The organism is Planosporangium mesophilum (genome assembly GCF_016863255.1).
In the GTDB taxonomy this organism is placed as follows: Bacteria; Actinomycetota; Actinomycetes; order Mycobacteriales; family Micromonosporaceae; genus Planosporangium; species Planosporangium mesophilum.
On sequence record NZ_BOON01000044.1, the window covers coordinates 1 to 14,494 of the forward strand.

The window sequence follows — 14,494 nt, forward strand, 5'->3', positions numbered from 1 at the left end:
CGTCGCCCGCGACCGCGCCGCCTCCGTCGCCCGCGACCGCGCCGCCTCCGTCGCCCGCGACCGCGCCGCCTCCGTCGCCCGCGACCGCGCCGCCTGCGGTAACAGCGCCACCGGCGACTACCCCCATGGCCCCGGCGGCCGCTGCGGCCCCTGCTGCGGCGGAGCGTCCGTCGCCGGGGGCGGCGGAGCGTCCGGCGCCGGGGGCGCTTGACGCCGTCGCCATCCGAAACGCGTGGAACGAGATCGTCAACGCCACCGGGCGCAAGAAGAAGGCCACCGCGGCGCTCGCGCGTGACGCGACCGTGCGCGACGTCGAGGGCAACACCGTCGTGCTGCTGCTCCAGAGCCGTCCCCTCGCCGAGATGCTGTCCAGGTCGGCCGACATGCTGACCCAGGCGATCAGCGAGGTGTTCGGCGGCACCTGGCAGATCCGCTGCGAGGTGGGTGGCCAGGCGTCCCGGAGCACGGGGTCCCTTCGCGGTGCGCCCGCCTCCGCGAAGCCACCCGCCCAGGTGAGCGCGGTCGCGCCGACGCACCCGAACGCGGCGCCCCGCTCCACCCGTACGCCGTCGGGGCCCCAGGCCGGCGCGGCCGGGCACGACGGCGACGACGGCTGGCCGACGCCGGCCCGTCCGGGAGGTGCGACCGCCGACGCCGACGACTGGCCTACCCCGGCCCGTCCGGGCGGTGCGTCCGCCTCGGCGTCCGCCGCTGACCACTGGCCCACGCCCGCCCGTCCCGGAGGCCCTGCCCCGGCTGCCGGCCCCGCGCCGGAGCCGAACGGCGCAGCCGGCTCTGCGGCGCCATCCGCCCAGGTGAGCGCGCCCGCGCCCGCCCGGACCGCCGTCGACGCCCCGTCTACCAGCGGCCGGTCCGCAGCCGTCGCTGCCGCGCGGGCGGCCGCCACGGGCCAGGGGCGGCCGTCTGCGGCGGGTAGCCCGACCAGGCCGGCCCCAGCGGCCGCCGCCGCACCCGGGCAGCCGGGCGCCGGCGCGGTACCGGCGACGAACGGCTGGCGAGACGCTTCCCCCGTCGACGAACCGCCGTACGACCCGGACTACGACCCTCCGGTACACGACCCGCAGTTTCCCGGGTTCGACCCCGGCGACGAGCCGACCGACGAGGTCATCGACGAGCGGGTGGTCCGCGAGTCCACCGAGGAGCAGGCATTGCGGCTGCTGGCCGAGGCGCTGGGCGCAGAGAAGATCGACGACGGACGACGATGAGCGTGAAGGACGGGAGACGATGAGCGAGAAGGTCGTCTACCGCAGCGGGTACGGGTACGAGCCCGTGCCGCGGGTGGAGGACTTCTTCGAGGGCTGGCCCTCCCCGCCCACTCAGGCGACCTTCCAGGACGCGTTGCGCGGCAGCTATGCCGTCGAGTTCGCGATCGTGGGGGAGCGGGTCGTCGGCTTCGTCAACGCCCTCTCCGACGGTGTGGTGGCCGCGTTCATCCCCTGGCTGGAGGTCGTGCCCGACTACCGCGGTCGCGGCGTCGGGGCCAAGCTGATGCGCCGGATGCTCGACCGCCTCGGCCACCTGTACTCGGTCGATCTGTTGTGCGATCCGCCGCTGGTGAAGTACTACCAGCGGTTCGGCCTCCAGGCGATTCCCGGCATGGGGGTGCGTACGCCGCGTAACCTCGGCGGCACGACCAACTAGGCTGGCGGTCGCAGTCGACGCGAAGGAGTAACCCGTGCGCCCCGGTGGACAGCCGAACCTGCAGCAGCTGATGAAGCAGGCTCAGAAGATGCAGCAGCAGATGGCCGAGGCTCAGGCCCAGTTGGCCGAGACCGAGCTGACCGGCACGGCCGGGGGTGGCCTCGTCACGGTCACGGTGACCGGTACGGGCGAGGTCACCAGCATCAAGATCGACCCGAAGGCGGTCGACCCCGACGACGTCGAGACGCTCGAGGACCTGGTGGTCGCGGCGCTGCACAACGCCGCGGAGCAGGCTCGAGCGCTCACCGAGCAGAAGATGGGTCCACTCGCGGGCGGCCTCGGCCTGCCCGGAATGTAGGCAGGTCGTGTACGAAGGCGCAATCCAGGATCTGATCGACGAACTCGGCCGGTTACCAGGGGTCGGCCCGAAGAGCGCACAGCGCATCGCCTTCCACGTCCTGTCGGCGGACGCCGTCGACGTGAAGCGGCTCGCCAGCGCGCTGCAGCGGGTCAAGGACCTGGTCAAGTTCTGTACGTCCTGCTACAACGTCGCCGAGTCCGAGCAGTGCCGGATCTGCCGTGACCCGCGCCGCACCAACGAGGTGCTGTGCGTGGTCGAGGAGCCCAAGGACGTGGTGGCGATCGAGCGTACGGGCGAGTTCCGTGGCCGGTACCACGTACTCGGCGGTGCGATCAACCCGCTGGAGGGCGTCGGACCCGACAACCTCAAGGTCCGCGAGCTGATGACCCGCCTGTCCTCGGGTGAGGTGAAGGAGTTGATCCTCGCCACCGACCCCAACACGGAGGGCGAGGCGACGGCGACCTACCTGGCGCTGCTGGTGAAGCCGATGGGGCTGCACGTGACCCGGCTGGCCAGCGGGTTGCCGGTCGGCGGTGACCTGGAGTACGCCGACGAGATCACGCTGGGACGTGCGTTCGAGGGCCGGCGAGCGGTGTGACGTGCGGGCCGCCGCCCGCCCGCTACCCGGACACGGGACACGGTGACGGTCGCCGTTCGGTTGGTGCGAGGCAACCGAACGGCCGAGTCCCTATTACGCCACCATCACGGTGTGGCGTTTAGTTGGTTACATCAACCTGGCTCGTACTTGACGGTTGGAACACTGGGGGACAGGGTTCCTCCAACGAAGAGAACTAACCGAGTTATCTTCGTCTGCGCACTCTCCGCAAGGTCGCCGTACGCGTGTCCTAGGGTGAGTGCCGCAGGAGTCCACGCAAGGGGCGACCAGATCGGTTGCCGCCTGCACGGGCCCCGGTCTCGCCGGCGTGGGTTGTCCGCACGCCGGTCGTCGCTGTGGCACCGTGCGGCGGTCGGAGGAGGGGCACGGCGTTCATGACACTCGGACCGGTGACATCGAGCACCGACGTGACGCCGCCAGCGGGGGAAGAGGCGCCGGTCGGGAGCGGTAAGGCGATCGAGGGCCGTTCGCTCGGCCGCATCGCCTGGACCCGACTCAAGCGCGACCGGGTCGCGCTGACCGGCGGCGGCGTCATCATCTTCCTGATCCTGGTCGCGATCTTCGCGCCGATCATCAACAAGTTCCTCGGTCACCCGGTGAACGAGTACCACCAGGACAAGATCGACCCGAACCTCGGCGGCATCCCGCCGGTCGGCACCTGGGGCGGGATCAGCTCGGAGTTCCTGTTCGGCGTGCAGCCGGTCACCGGCCGTGACCTGTTCAGCCAGATCATCTACGGCTCACAGACCTCCCTGCTCATCGCGCTGCTCGCCACGCTGCTGGCGGTGGTGATCGGGGTCGTGGTCGGCATCACCGCCGGCTTCTACGGCGGCTGGGTCGACTCGCTGTTCAGCCGGTTCATGGATCTGATCCTGGCCTTCCCGCTCATCCTGTTCGCGATCGCGCTGATCTCCGTGCTGCCGCCGACCACGGGCGTCCGGATCGCGGTCATGGTCTTCATCATCGGCGGCTTCAGCTGGCCCTACATCGGCCGCATCGTCCGTGGACAGGCCCTGTCCCTGCGCGAGCGGGAGTTCATCGAGGCGGCCAGGAGCATCGGCGCCGGTAACTTCCGCATCATCTTCCGCGAGCTGCTGCCGAACCTCGCGGCACCGATCCTCGTCTACAGCACGCTGATCATTCCCACGAACATCCTGTTCGAGGCGGCGCTGTCGTTCCTCGGCGTCGGTGTGCCACCGCCCACCCCGTCCTGGGGTCGGCTGCTCTCGGACGCGGTCAACTTCTACGAGTACGACCCGATGTACATGGTCATCCCCGGTATGGCCATCTTCATCACCGTGCTCGCGTTCAACCTGTTCGGTGACGGTCTGCGCGACGCCCTCGACCCGAAGTCCAACCGCTGACCACCCTCATGTGGGGTCGCCGACCACCACCCCGCTCCAGTACCACCCGGACGGTCCGACCCTCGTCGGGGCCGTGGCACACAAGGAGGAAACACCTAGTGAGGATCAAGAGAGGGGCGGTGGTGGCCGGTACGGTCGCCGTCGCTCTCGGGCTGGCCGCCTGCGGCGGCGGCTCGTCCAGCGATAGCGGTGCGAAGAGCACCTCCGGCTTCAACGCCGGTTCGACGGGTATCGTGAACGCCTCCGACAAGAAGGGCGGCACGCTGCGGCTCGGGTACTACTCGGACGTCGACTCGTTCGACCCGACCCGGATCTACTACGCGGCCGGCCAGAACTTCATGTCGGTGTACAACCGGACGCTGCTCACCCCCGACCCGAAGCCGGGCAAGGACGGCCTGGTCCTCAAGCCCGACCTGGCGGAGGCCCTGCCGGAGATCAGCGCGGACAAGCTGACCTACACCTTCAAGCTCCGCAAGGGCGTGAAGTTCGAGGACGGCACGCCGATCACGTCCAAGGACGTCAAGTACGCCGTCGAGCGCAGCTTCGCGCAGGACGTGCTCTCGGGCGGTCCGACCTACATCGTCGACCAGCTGGACCAGGGCCAGAACTACCCCGGCCCGTACAAGGACACCGATCCGCAGAAGCTGGGGCTGAAGTCGGTCCAGACGCCGGACGACAGCACGATCATCTTCAAGCTGGCGAAGCCGTTCGCGGACTTCCCGTTCCTCCTTCCGATGCTCCCGGGTGCGGTGCCGCAGGCCAAGGACACCGGTGAGAAGTACACCGAGCACGTGATCTCCACCGGCCCGTACAAGTTCGAGACCTTCGACCCGGGCAAGAAGGTCGTCATGGTCCGCAACCCCAACTGGGACCAGTCGACCGACCCGATCCGCAAGGCGCTGCCGGACCGGATCGAGATGACGCTTCAGATGAACCCGGACGAGATCGACAAGCAGCTGCTCGACGGCACGCTCGACCTCGACTTCGCCCAGGTCGGTGTGCAGTCGGCGGCGCAGGCGAAGATCCTGCTCGACTCGAACCTGAAGAAGAACGCCGACGAGCCGAACACCGGCTTCATCCGGTACTTCACGATCAGCAGCAAGGTCCCGCCGTTCGACAACATCCACTGCCGCAAGGCCGTGCAGTACGCCGCCGACAAGGTGGCCCTGCAGACCGCGCGCGGTGGTGCGGACGCCGGTGGTGACATCGCCACCAACATGCTGCCCCCGAACATCGGCGGTCACGACCCGAAGCTCGACCCGTTCAACACCAAGAGCGGCAAGCCGCAGGTCGAGAAGGCCAAGGAAGAGCTGAAGCTCTGCGGTAAGCCGGACGGCTTCGAGACCAAGATCGCGGTCCGCAACAAGGGCAAGGAGCCCAAGAGCGCCGAGGCGCTGCAGCAGGCCCTCGCCGCCGTCGGCATCAAGGCCAGCATCGACATGGGTGACGCGTCGCTGTACTTCCGGTCGACCATCGGCTCGCCCGACAACGTGCACGCCAAGGGCTACGGCATCATGACCGCCGGCTGGGGCGCGGACTTCCCGACCGGTACCGGCTTCCTGCAGGTACTCGTCGACGGTCGCAAGATCCAGCCGAGCGGTAACAACAACTACGGCGAGATCAACGACCCGGAGATCAACTCTCTGATCGACAAGGCCATGGCCGAGTCGGACCCGAAGAAGGCCGCCGAGATCTGGGGCCAGATCAACGCCAAGGTGATGGACACCGCCACCCAGCTCCCGTTCGTCTACGACAAGGCGCTGAACTACCGCAACCCCAGGCTGACCAACGTCTTCGTATGGCAGTACTACGGCATGTGGAGCTTCGGTTCGCTGGGCCTCAGCGACGGCAAGTAAGCCGGACCCCTACCCCTCGCTGCGAGTAGTAGAAGGCAGGTGAAGGCCACCGCGCCGGCCGGCGCCGCGGCAATCCCGCGGTGTCGGCCGGCGCGAGGCCGATAACGTGATCAATTTCATCCTTCGCCGGGTGGTGACCTCGGTCGTCCTGCTGATCATCATCTCGGTGGTCACGTTCGGCGTGTTCTTCATGGTCCCGAAGCTCGCCGGCACCAACCCGGCCGAGCTGTACGTCGGCAAGTCGGCAACCCCGGCCGACGTGGCGGCCACCGCGCGCAAGCTCGGCCTCGACCAGCCGATCTACGTGCAGTACGGGCGTTTCGTGAAGGGCATCTTCGTCGGCCGCGAGTTCGCCAGCGGCACGAACGTCAACCACTGCCCGGCGCCCTGCTTCGGCTACTCCTTCCGCAACGACCGGCCGGTCTGGCCCACGCTGATCGACCGGTTGCCGGTGACCATCTCCCTGGCGGTCGGTGCCGCGGTCATCTGGCTCCTCGGCGGCGTGCTCGCCGGAGTGATCTCCGCGCTGCGCCGAGGATCGATCCTCGACCGGACAATGATGATCATTGCGTTGGCCGGTGTCTCGTTACCGATCTACTTCACCGGCCTGCTCGCCCAACTCTGGTTCGTGCACGACCTGCACTGGTTCAAGGGCGGCGAGTACATCAACTTCGCCGACGACCCGTTCGGCTGGGCCAACAAGCTGTTCCTCGGCTGGGTCACCCTCGCGCTGCTCTACGCCGCCACGTACGCCCGGCTGACCCGCGCGCAGATGCTCGAGACGGCCAGCGAGGACTACATCCGTACCGCCCGGGCCAAGGGCCTGCGCGAGCGGTCGGTCATCGGCAAGCACGCCATGCGGTCCGTCCTGACCCCGATCGTCACCGTCTTCGGCCTCGACCTCGGCCAGCTGCTCGGCGGCGCGATCCTTACCGAGTCGGTCTTCGGCCTGCCGGGTATCGGTCGCCTCTCGATCGACGCGGTCAGCACCAAGGACCTGCCGGTCGTACTGGGCGTCACCCTCTTCGGCGCGCTATTCATTGTCATCGCGAACTTCCTCGTCGACATCTTCTACGCCGTGATCGACCCACGCGTTCGGATTTCATGAAAGGGGTGGACATGGCGACCGATGTACTTGTCAGTGGACAGCCGGGCTCCGGTGGCTCCGGGGCGACCCCGCCGCGGGCCTTCCTCGACGTCCGCGACCTGCGCATCCACTTCCCGACCGACGACGGTCTGGTCAAGGCGGTGGACGGCCTGTCGTTCAGCCTGGACCGGGGTAAGACCCTCGGCATCGTCGGCGAGTCCGGCTCCGGTAAGAGCGTGACCAGCCTGGGCATCCTCGGCCTGCACCGGCTGGGCGGGACGCGGGTGTCCGGTGAGGTCTGGCTCGACGGCGAGGAACTGATCGGCGCGTCGGCCGAGCGGGTGCGGAGCCTGCGCGGCCAGCGGATGGCGATGATCTTCCAGGATCCGTTGACCGCCATGCACCCGTACTTCACGGTCGGGGCGCAGATCGTCGAGGCGTACCGGGTACACAACAAGGTGTCCAAGAAGGCCGCCCGCCAGCACGCGATCGACATGCTCGGCCGGGTCGGCATCCCGCAGCCGGCGCGGCGGGTGGACGACTACCCGCACCAGTTCTCGGGCGGTATGCGCCAGCGCGCCATGATCGCCATGGCCCTGGTCAACAACCCCGAACTGCTCATCGCCGACGAGCCCACCACCGCGCTCGACGTGACCGTGCAGGCGCAGATCCTCGACCTGATCCGGGATCTGCAGGAGGAGTTCCAGTCCGCGGTCATCATGATCACTCACGACCTGGGCGTCGTTGCCGAGCTGGCCGACGACATCCTCGTGATGTACGGCGGCAAGTCCGTCGAGTACGGCACCGCCGAGACGATCTTCCGCCGGCCGGAGCACCCGTACGCGTGGGGGCTGCTCGGCTCGATGCCGCGCGTCGACCGGGAGGTACGCGACCGGCTCATCCCGGTCAAGGGCACCCCGCCAAGCCTGATCAACCTGCCGAGCGGGTGCTCGTTCCATCCGCGCTGCCCCTACGTGGGCCTGGACGGCATCCCCTGCCGTACCGAGATCCCGACCCTGGCCGAGGGCAGTGACCACGGCGTCGCGTGCCACATCCCACCGGCGAAACGTCAGCGGATCTTCTCCGAAGACATCGCCCCGGCGCTGTGACCGCGGATCGTTCGAAGGAGCACCCTGTGGCAAGCAGTACCCAGACCGAGCGCGCCGCGACCCGCCCGGCAACCGACAACCTGCTCGAGGTGAGCGGGCTGGAGAAACACTTCCCCATCACCCGTGGTGCCTTCGTCCGGCGCACGGTCGGCGCCGTACGCGCGGTCGACGGCATCGACTTCTCGGTACGGGCCGGCGAGACGCTCGGCGTGGTCGGTGAGTCCGGCTGCGGCAAGTCGACGACCGGGCGGCTGGTCACCCGGCTGCTGGAGCCGACCGGGGGGGAAGGTCGTGTTCGACGGCCGTGACATCACCCACCTGTCGGCGGGCCAGATGCGCGAGCTGCGGCGCGACGTTCAGATGATCTTCCAGGACCCGTACTCGTCGCTGAACCCGCGGCACACCGTCGGCACCATCGTCGGCGCGCCGCTGCGGGTACAGAACATGCCGACCCCGCAGGGGCTCAAGCGTGCGGTACAGGAGCTGCTGGAGCTCGTCGGGCTCAACCCGGAGCACTACAACCGGTACCCGCACGAGTTCTCCGGCGGCCAGCGCCAGCGCATCGGCATCGCCCGCGCGCTCGCGCTCAAGCCGAAGCTGATCGTGGCCGACGAGCCGGTCTCCGCGCTGGACGTGTCGATCCAGGCCCAGGTGGTCAACCTGCTCGACGACCTCCAGCGCGAACTGAACCTGACGTACATGTTCATCGCCCACGACCTGTCGGTGGTCCGGCACATCTCCGACCGGGTGGCGGTGATGTACCTGGGCAAGATCGTCGAGGTGGCCGACCGGGACTCGCTGTACCTCAGCCCGTTCCACCCGTACACGCTGGCGTTGATGTCCGCGGTGCCGGTACCCGACCCGGCCCGCCGGGACCGCGCCCAGCGCGAACGGGTCCTGCTCACCGGGGACGTGCCCAGCCCGATCGACCCGCCGTCGGGTTGCCGGTTCCGTACCCGGTGCTGGAAGGCGCAGGACAAGTGCGCCCAGGAGGTGCCGCCGCTGCGGGAACTGGCGTCCGGGCACCAGGTGGCGTGCCACTTCCCGGTGACCGAGGTGGAGCGCACGCCGCAGGGCCGGATGCAGGCCCAGCAGGCGGCGGCCGAGATCCCGCCGGACACCACGGCAGAGCCGGCGCTGTAGCCCTGAAGGGAGCCGGCCCGGGCGCCGCGTGCGGGTGCCCGGGCCGGCTCCCTTCAGCCCTCGGGGCGGTTGAGCAGGCCGACCGCCACGCTGTGTACCGCGTCGAGGTCCGTCGGGTCGGCCAGCTTGGCCTTGCCGCCGGTGACCGTGTACCACTCCGCCGAGTCCTTGTACTGCACCCGCAGCACCGCGTTGCCGGAGTCGTCCAGCTCCGTGCGCAGGGTCAGGTCGCCGGTGACGACGCCGACCTCGTCGGTCATCACGCCGCCGGGGCCGGGCTTGATGTCGGTTGTCCGCTGCTCTGCCACTGACACGTTCCCAACATATCGATGAGTGCCGACTTCTCCGCTTCGGTCACGGTCAATTGCCAGGACCGCTTCACGGTTACCCAGTTCTGGGCGTACTCGCACCAGTACCCGCGGTACGGCGGCTTCCACTGCGACGGGTCCTGGTCACCTTTTGCCCGGTTGACGCTCGCCGAAACGGCGAAGAGTTGCGGGCGGGTGATGTCGTTGGCGAACTGGGACCGTTTGTCGTCGTCCCAGGTGTCGGCGCCCGAACGCCAGGCGTTCGCGAGCGGGACCATGTGGTCGATGTCGAGCGCGTTCGCGTCGCTGACGGTCTTGTTGTCGTACCGGCTGAGCCACTGTCCGCTGGTGGCCTTGCACGCCTGGCTGGTCTGTACCGACCTGCCGTCGCGCTTGAGGACGTACTCGCGGGTGTCGCAACCGTTGCCCTGCTGGCTCCAGTGGGGGAAACGGTCCCGGCTGTAGCCGGCCATCGAGTGCGGGGCGGCCACGGTCAGCCCGGCGAGTTCGCGCTGGGCCCGGGAGGGGTCGGTGGTCGGGGCTGTCGTGGAGCCGGTCTGGACGCAGCCGGCGGTTGCCAGGGCGGCGGCGAGGGTCAGGACGGCGGGGAGGAGACGAGGGGCGTGCATAACCGCCAATGTGGACGAGGGGTACTCGTTACGACCAGCACGACACGGCGCCGTATTCGTCACAACTTCGACACTATTGATTGCCTGTTATTGATGATCTTGACAACGTCCGCGAAAGTCGTGGCCTCAGGGGTGCCCCGAGACCACGACTTCCTGGAGTTGTGACCGTCAGGCGCGGTTGACCGCGCTGATCACGGCCCGCAGCGAGGCGGTGAGGATGTTCGCGTCCACCCCGACGCCCCAGTACGCCTGGCCGCCGACCGAGCACTCCACGTACGCGGCGGCCTGGGCGTTCTCGCCGGCCGTGAGCGCGTGCTCGGCGTAGTCGAGCACCCGGACGTCGAGGTCCACGCCGGACAGCGCGTTGACGAACGCGTCGATCGGGCCGTTGCCGCGGCCGTCCAGTGAGTGCCGTGCGCCGTTGAGCTCGATGACGACGGAGACCTCGACCTTGTCGTCGACCGTCGCGCTGCTGTAGTCGCACAGCGCGAGCCGGCCCGGCTTCAGGAACTCACCGGCGAAGATGTCCCACATCTGCTGCGGGTCGACCTCGCCGCCCTCGCCGTCGGCGTGGCGCTGCACCACGCCGGAGAATTCGACCTGCAGCCGGCGCGGCAGGTCGAGCTGGTGCTCGGCCTTCATGATGTACGCCACGCCGCCCTTGCCCGACTGCGAGTTGACCCGGATGACGGCCTCGTACGAGCGGCCGACGTCCTTGGGGTCGATGGGCAAGTACGGAACCCCCCATTCGCAGTCACCGATCGAAATCCCCGCGTCGTCCGCGGAACGCTGCAGCGCTTCGAGGCCCTTCTTGATGGCGTCCTGGTGGGAGCCGGAGAACGCGGTGTAGACCAGGTCACCGGCGTACGGGTGCCGCTCGTGTACGGGCAGCTGGTTGCAGTACTCGACGGTGCGCTTGATCTCGTCGATGTCGGAGAAGTCGATCTGCGGGTCGACGCCCTGGCTGAACAGGTTCAGGCCCAGCGTGACCAGGTCCACGTTGCCGGTGCGCTCGCCGTTGCCGAAAAGGCAACCCTCGACCCGGTCGGCGCCGGCCAGCAGTCCCAGCTCGGTGGCGGCCACCGCGGTACCCCGGTCGTTGTGCGGGTGCAGCGACAGGATCACGGACTCGCGGTGCGGGAGGTTGCGCGACATCCACTCGATGGAGTCGGCGTACACGTTGGGGGTGGCCATCTCGACGGTGGCCGGCAGGTTGATGATCAGCGGCCGGTCCGGAGTGGGCTGCAGCACGTCGATGACCGCGCTGCACACCTCGAGGGCGTAGTCCAGTTCGGTGCCGGTGTAGGACTCCGGCGAGTACTCGTAGAAGATCTCGGTGTCCGGCGTGATCGCCTCGGCGTACTTCTGGCACAGCCGGGCGCCGCTGGTCGCGATGTCGGTGATACCGGCCTTGTCCAGGCCGAACACCACGCGGCGCTGCAGCGTCGAGGTCGAGTTGTAGAAGTGCACGATCGCGCGCTTCGCGCCCCGCAGCGACTCGAAGGTCCGTTCGATCAGGTGGTCCCGGCACTGGACCAGCACCTGGATCGTGACGTCGTCCGGGATCATGTCCTGCTCGATGAGCAGGCGGACGAAGTCGTAGTCGGTCTGGCTGGCCGACGGGAAGCCGACCTCGATCTCCTTGTACCCCATCGAGACCAGCAGGTTGAACATCCGCCGCTTGCGTTCGACGGACATCGGGTCGATCAGCGCCTGGTTGCCGTCGCGCAGGTCGACCGCGCACCAGCGGGGCGCGGACTCGATGTGGCGGGCCGGCCACTGCCGGTCCGACAGGTCGACGGAGAACTGCTGGTGGTACGGCTGGTAGCGATGGGCGGGCATGCGGCTCGGCCGCTGGTGCGCAAAGGGGTCAGCGGTGGTCGATACGTCATCAGGCATGAAAGTGCTCCCGGGTGTCATGGGTCGGGGGACGATCCGAACGAGAGGGGATCGACCGGCTGCGCCCGGCTCTCAGGCGGTGGCGCGCGTGCACTCCGCGACGAGGTGCCGGCCGGATGGGGCCTCGCCGCGGCACGGAAGAAGGAGCGCCTGCCACATGACGCTGACACCGTACCTGACGTCCGGCACCGCTGTCAGAGCTTTCGGGGTGACCCGTTGGTCACATCAGCGCTGGTCAGGGTGTTCAGCGTGGGCAAAAGTGGGAGTGGATCTCAGCTCGTGGGAAATCAGGGGGTCGGGGTGGTCGTGGCGGCGGCGCCGACCGGGAGCGGGGAACCGCCGGTGACCGGCCCCGGTAGGGCGGCGGTCGGGGGCGCCGGCGCCGCCGGGGTGGCCAGGACGAGCGTGCCGAAGCCGACCTTCAACCCGGTGAGGGTGCCGTCGACGTCGTAGCAGTAGACACCGGGTTCGACCGGCGCCGCGAGCGACGCCGTGTTGGCCTCGACCGAGAAACAGGAGCCGCGGGCCCCGTTCAGCAGCGGCGCGGCCGCCACCGAGATCGCGGCCTGCCCGTCGGTGAGCGGGTCCAGCCAGTCGACGAACGGGTGGTGCACCTGGGGATCGGCCCAGGCGGGCAGCGTACCGGCGGTGGCCTTGACACAGGTCGGGCTCGCGCCGGACAGTCGGCACTGGTAGAGACCGTCGCGGTTGCCGGCGACGGCGAGATTGGCCTGGCCGCCCAGGGCGCCGCCCGGTACGTCGACCCGCCAGGAGCCGTCCGCCGCCAGCGTGACCGTGACGGTCCGGGCCGGGTGGCCGGTCTGCGTGAAGGTGTATCCGGCGGTGAAATGGCGATCCTTGGCGGTGGCCACGAGGCCGGCCAGCTGGGTACGCGCGTCGAGAGGTGGGATGGATGACGAAGCCGGGTCGCCCGCGGCGGACGCGGGCTGGGGCGAGGAGCCGGAGCATCCGGAGATGACGAATGCCGCCAGCGCGAGTACGGGGATCGAAGCCTTGAGGCGGCGCATCGGGCCATTCTCGCGTGATCCTGGGTCGGATGGTGGGAACGCCACTCCCGGCAGGTCACGGGCGCCGGTACGCTCGGACAGTCCCATGTGCGCCGCCGGCCTGTCCTCATCGCCGAGGGAGATCACCGGCGGCGTCGGCACGTTTGAAGGGAGCTGACCGACGTGGCGCTGGTCGTCCAGAAGTACGGTGGCTCGTCAGTGGCGACCGCGGAGCGGATCAAGCGGGTCGCCGAGCGGATCGTCGCCACCCGCAAGGCCGGCAACGAGGTCGTGGTCGTCGTCTCCGCGATGGGAGACACGACCGACGAACTGCTCGACCTCGCCCACCAGGTCAGCCCGCTGCCTCCGGGCCGCGAGCTGGACATGCTGCTCACCTCCGGGGAGCGGATCTCCATGGCGCTGCTGGCGATGGCGATCCACAACCTCGGGTACGAGGCCCGTTCGTACACGGGTTCGCAGGCCGGCGTGCTCACCACGTCGACCCACGGCCGAGCCCGGATCATCGACGTCACCCCCGGCCGGCTGCGCGTCGCGCTGGACGAGGGCGCGATCGCCATCGTCGCCGGCTTCCAGGGCGTCTCGCAGGACACCAAGGACATCACGACGCTCGGCCGGGGCGGCAGCGACACGACCGCCGTCGCGCTCGCCGCGGCGCTGCACGCCGACGTCTGCGAGATCTACACCGACGTCGACGGCGTCTTCACCGCCGACCCGCGGATCGTGCCCAACGCCCGGCACATCAAAGAGATCACTTACGAGGAGATGCTCGAGCTGGCGGCGTGCGGCGCCAAGGTGCTCATGCTTCGCTGTGTGGAGTACGCGCGGCGGTTCGGGATCCCGATCCACGTGCGCTCCTCGTACTCGAACAACCCTGGCACGATGGTGACCGGCTCAATGGAGGACCTTCCCGTGGAACAGGCAATGATCACCGGTGTTGCCCACGACCGGAGCGAGGCGAAGATCACGATCGTCGGGGTGCCTGACGAGCCGGGCGTCGCCGCGCGGGTCTTCGAGACCGTCGCGAGCGCCGAGAGCAACATCGACATGATCGTGCAGAACGTCTCGACCGAGGCCACCGGACGTACCGACATCTCGTTCACGCTGCCCAAGACCGACGGCCCGACCGCGATGGCGGCGCTGGGCAAGGTGCAGGAGAAGATCGGCTTCAAGGGCCTGCTGTACGACGACCACATCGGCAAGGTCTCGCTCATCGGCGCAGGGATGCGCTCCCACCCGGGCGTGGCGGCCACCTTCTTCGCCTGCCTGGCCGACGCCGGGGTGAACATCGAAATGATCTCGACGTCGGAGATCCGGGTCTCGGTGGTGTGCCGCGACACCGACCTCGATGTCGCCGTCCGCGCCGTCCACGACGCGTTCGAACTCGGTGGTGACGAGGAGGCGGTCGTTTACGCCGGGACCGGGAGGTGACCTT

12 protein-coding genes and 3 pseudogenes are annotated in these 14,494 nt (G+C 68.9%); 11 read left to right on the top strand and 4 right to left on the bottom strand.

The features are described from left to right. The 10 genes and pseudogenes from Pme01_RS22535 to Pme01_RS22580 form a co-directional block, all read left to right on the top strand. A pseudogene (locus Pme01_RS22535) lies at window positions 1-211 on the top strand (hypothetical protein); the annotation flags it as partial. Further along, on the top strand, window positions 126-1,226 hold the full coding sequence (locus Pme01_RS22540) for a hypothetical protein (protein ID WP_203935808.1): 1,101 nt from the start codon (window positions 126-128) through the stop codon (window positions 1,224-1,226). The pseudogene Pme01_RS22535 and the gene Pme01_RS22540, both read left to right, overlap by 86 nt. 19 nt (window positions 1,227-1,245) lie before the next feature. Then, window positions 1,246-1,662: a GNAT family N-acetyltransferase gene (locus tag Pme01_RS22545; RefSeq protein WP_168113968.1), complete on the top strand. Its 417-nt coding sequence runs from the start codon at window positions 1,246-1,248 to the stop codon at window positions 1,660-1,662. 34 nt (window positions 1,663-1,696) lie between these two features. After that, window positions 1,697-2,020 (top strand): YbaB/EbfC family nucleoid-associated protein, encoded by a 324-nt coding sequence (locus Pme01_RS22550; RefSeq protein WP_168113969.1) that lies wholly within the window; start codon window positions 1,697-1,699, stop codon window positions 2,018-2,020. A 7-nt stretch (window positions 2,021-2,027) separates the two neighbouring features. Further along, window positions 2,028-2,621 (top strand): recombination mediator RecR, encoded by a 594-nt coding sequence (gene recR / locus Pme01_RS22555; protein ID WP_168113970.1) that lies wholly within the window; start codon window positions 2,028-2,030, stop codon window positions 2,619-2,621. 407 nt (window positions 2,622-3,028) lie between these two features. Beyond that, window positions 3,029-4,003: an ABC transporter permease gene (locus Pme01_RS22560; protein ID WP_308441104.1), complete on the top strand. Its 975-nt coding sequence runs from the start codon at window positions 3,029-3,031 to the stop codon at window positions 4,001-4,003. A 98-nt stretch (window positions 4,004-4,101) separates the two neighbouring features. Beyond that, a complete protein-coding gene (locus tag Pme01_RS22565) occupies window positions 4,102-5,859 on the top strand; it encodes an ABC transporter substrate-binding protein (protein ID WP_239088397.1) in 1,758 nt (585 codons plus the stop codon). Between the two features lie 106 nt (window positions 5,860-5,965). After that, on the top strand, window positions 5,966-6,967 hold the full coding sequence (locus Pme01_RS22570; RefSeq protein ID WP_168113973.1) for an ABC transporter permease: 1,002 nt from the start codon (window positions 5,966-5,968) through the stop codon (window positions 6,965-6,967). A gap of 11 nt (window positions 6,968-6,978) precedes the next feature. Continuing rightward, window positions 6,979-8,055, top strand: coding sequence for an ABC transporter ATP-binding protein (locus Pme01_RS22575; RefSeq protein ID WP_168113974.1), 1,077 nt, complete (start codon window positions 6,979-6,981; stop codon window positions 8,053-8,055). A gap of 26 nt (window positions 8,056-8,081) precedes the next feature. Then, window positions 8,082-9,198: pseudogene (locus tag Pme01_RS22580) on the top strand (ABC transporter ATP-binding protein). A 53-nt stretch (window positions 9,199-9,251) separates the two neighbouring features. Here Pme01_RS22580 and Pme01_RS22585 read toward each other — a convergent pair. From Pme01_RS22585 to Pme01_RS22600, 4 genes and pseudogenes are all read right to left on the bottom strand, one after another. Then, window positions 9,252-9,509: pseudogene (locus Pme01_RS22585) on the bottom strand (hypothetical protein); the annotation flags it as partial. Continuing rightward, window positions 9,458-10,135: an HNH endonuclease family protein gene (locus Pme01_RS22590; protein WP_168113975.1), complete on the bottom strand. Its 678-nt coding sequence runs from the start codon at window positions 10,133-10,135 to the stop codon at window positions 9,458-9,460. The pseudogene Pme01_RS22585 and the gene Pme01_RS22590, both read right to left, overlap by 52 nt. A 168-nt stretch (window positions 10,136-10,303) precedes the next feature. Then, window positions 10,304-12,034 carry a 2-isopropylmalate synthase gene (leuA, locus tag Pme01_RS22595; protein WP_203935809.1) on the bottom strand — a complete coding sequence of 577 codons (1,731 nt, stop codon included), beginning with the start codon at window positions 12,032-12,034 and terminating at the stop codon, window positions 10,304-10,306. A gap of 287 nt (window positions 12,035-12,321) precedes the next feature. After that, window positions 12,322-13,062: a hypothetical protein gene (locus Pme01_RS22600; protein WP_168113977.1), complete on the bottom strand. Its 741-nt coding sequence runs from the start codon at window positions 13,060-13,062 to the stop codon at window positions 12,322-12,324. 162 nt (window positions 13,063-13,224) lie between these two features. Between Pme01_RS22600 and Pme01_RS22605 the strand changes: the two genes are divergently transcribed. After that, window positions 13,225-14,490 carry an aspartate kinase gene (locus Pme01_RS22605; protein ID WP_168113978.1) on the top strand — a complete coding sequence of 422 codons (1,266 nt, stop codon included), beginning with the start codon at window positions 13,225-13,227 and terminating at the stop codon, window positions 14,488-14,490. Window positions 14,491-14,494 lie beyond the last annotated feature (4 nt).

Bases quoted from the DNA above. Each gene is read 5' to 3' on its own strand.
- Pme01_RS22540 (WP_203935808.1), top strand. From the start codon at position 126: ATGGCCCCGGCGGCCGCTGCGGCCCCTGCTGCGGCGGAGCGTCCGTCG.
- leuA (WP_203935809.1), bottom strand. From the start codon at position 12,034: ATGCCTGATGACGTATCGACCACCGCTGACCCCTTTGCGCACCAGCGG.
- Pme01_RS22575 (WP_168113974.1), top strand. From the start codon at position 6,979: ATGGCGACCGATGTACTTGTCAGTGGACAGCCGGGCTCCGGTGGCTCC.
- Pme01_RS22590 (WP_168113975.1), bottom strand. From the start codon at position 10,135: ATGCACGCCCCTCGTCTCCTCCCCGCCGTCCTGACCCTCGCCGCCGCC.
- Pme01_RS22545 (WP_168113968.1), top strand. From the start codon at position 1,246: ATGAGCGAGAAGGTCGTCTACCGCAGCGGGTACGGGTACGAGCCCGTG.
- Pme01_RS22600 (WP_168113977.1), bottom strand. From the start codon at position 13,062: ATGCGCCGCCTCAAGGCTTCGATCCCCGTACTCGCGCTGGCGGCATTC.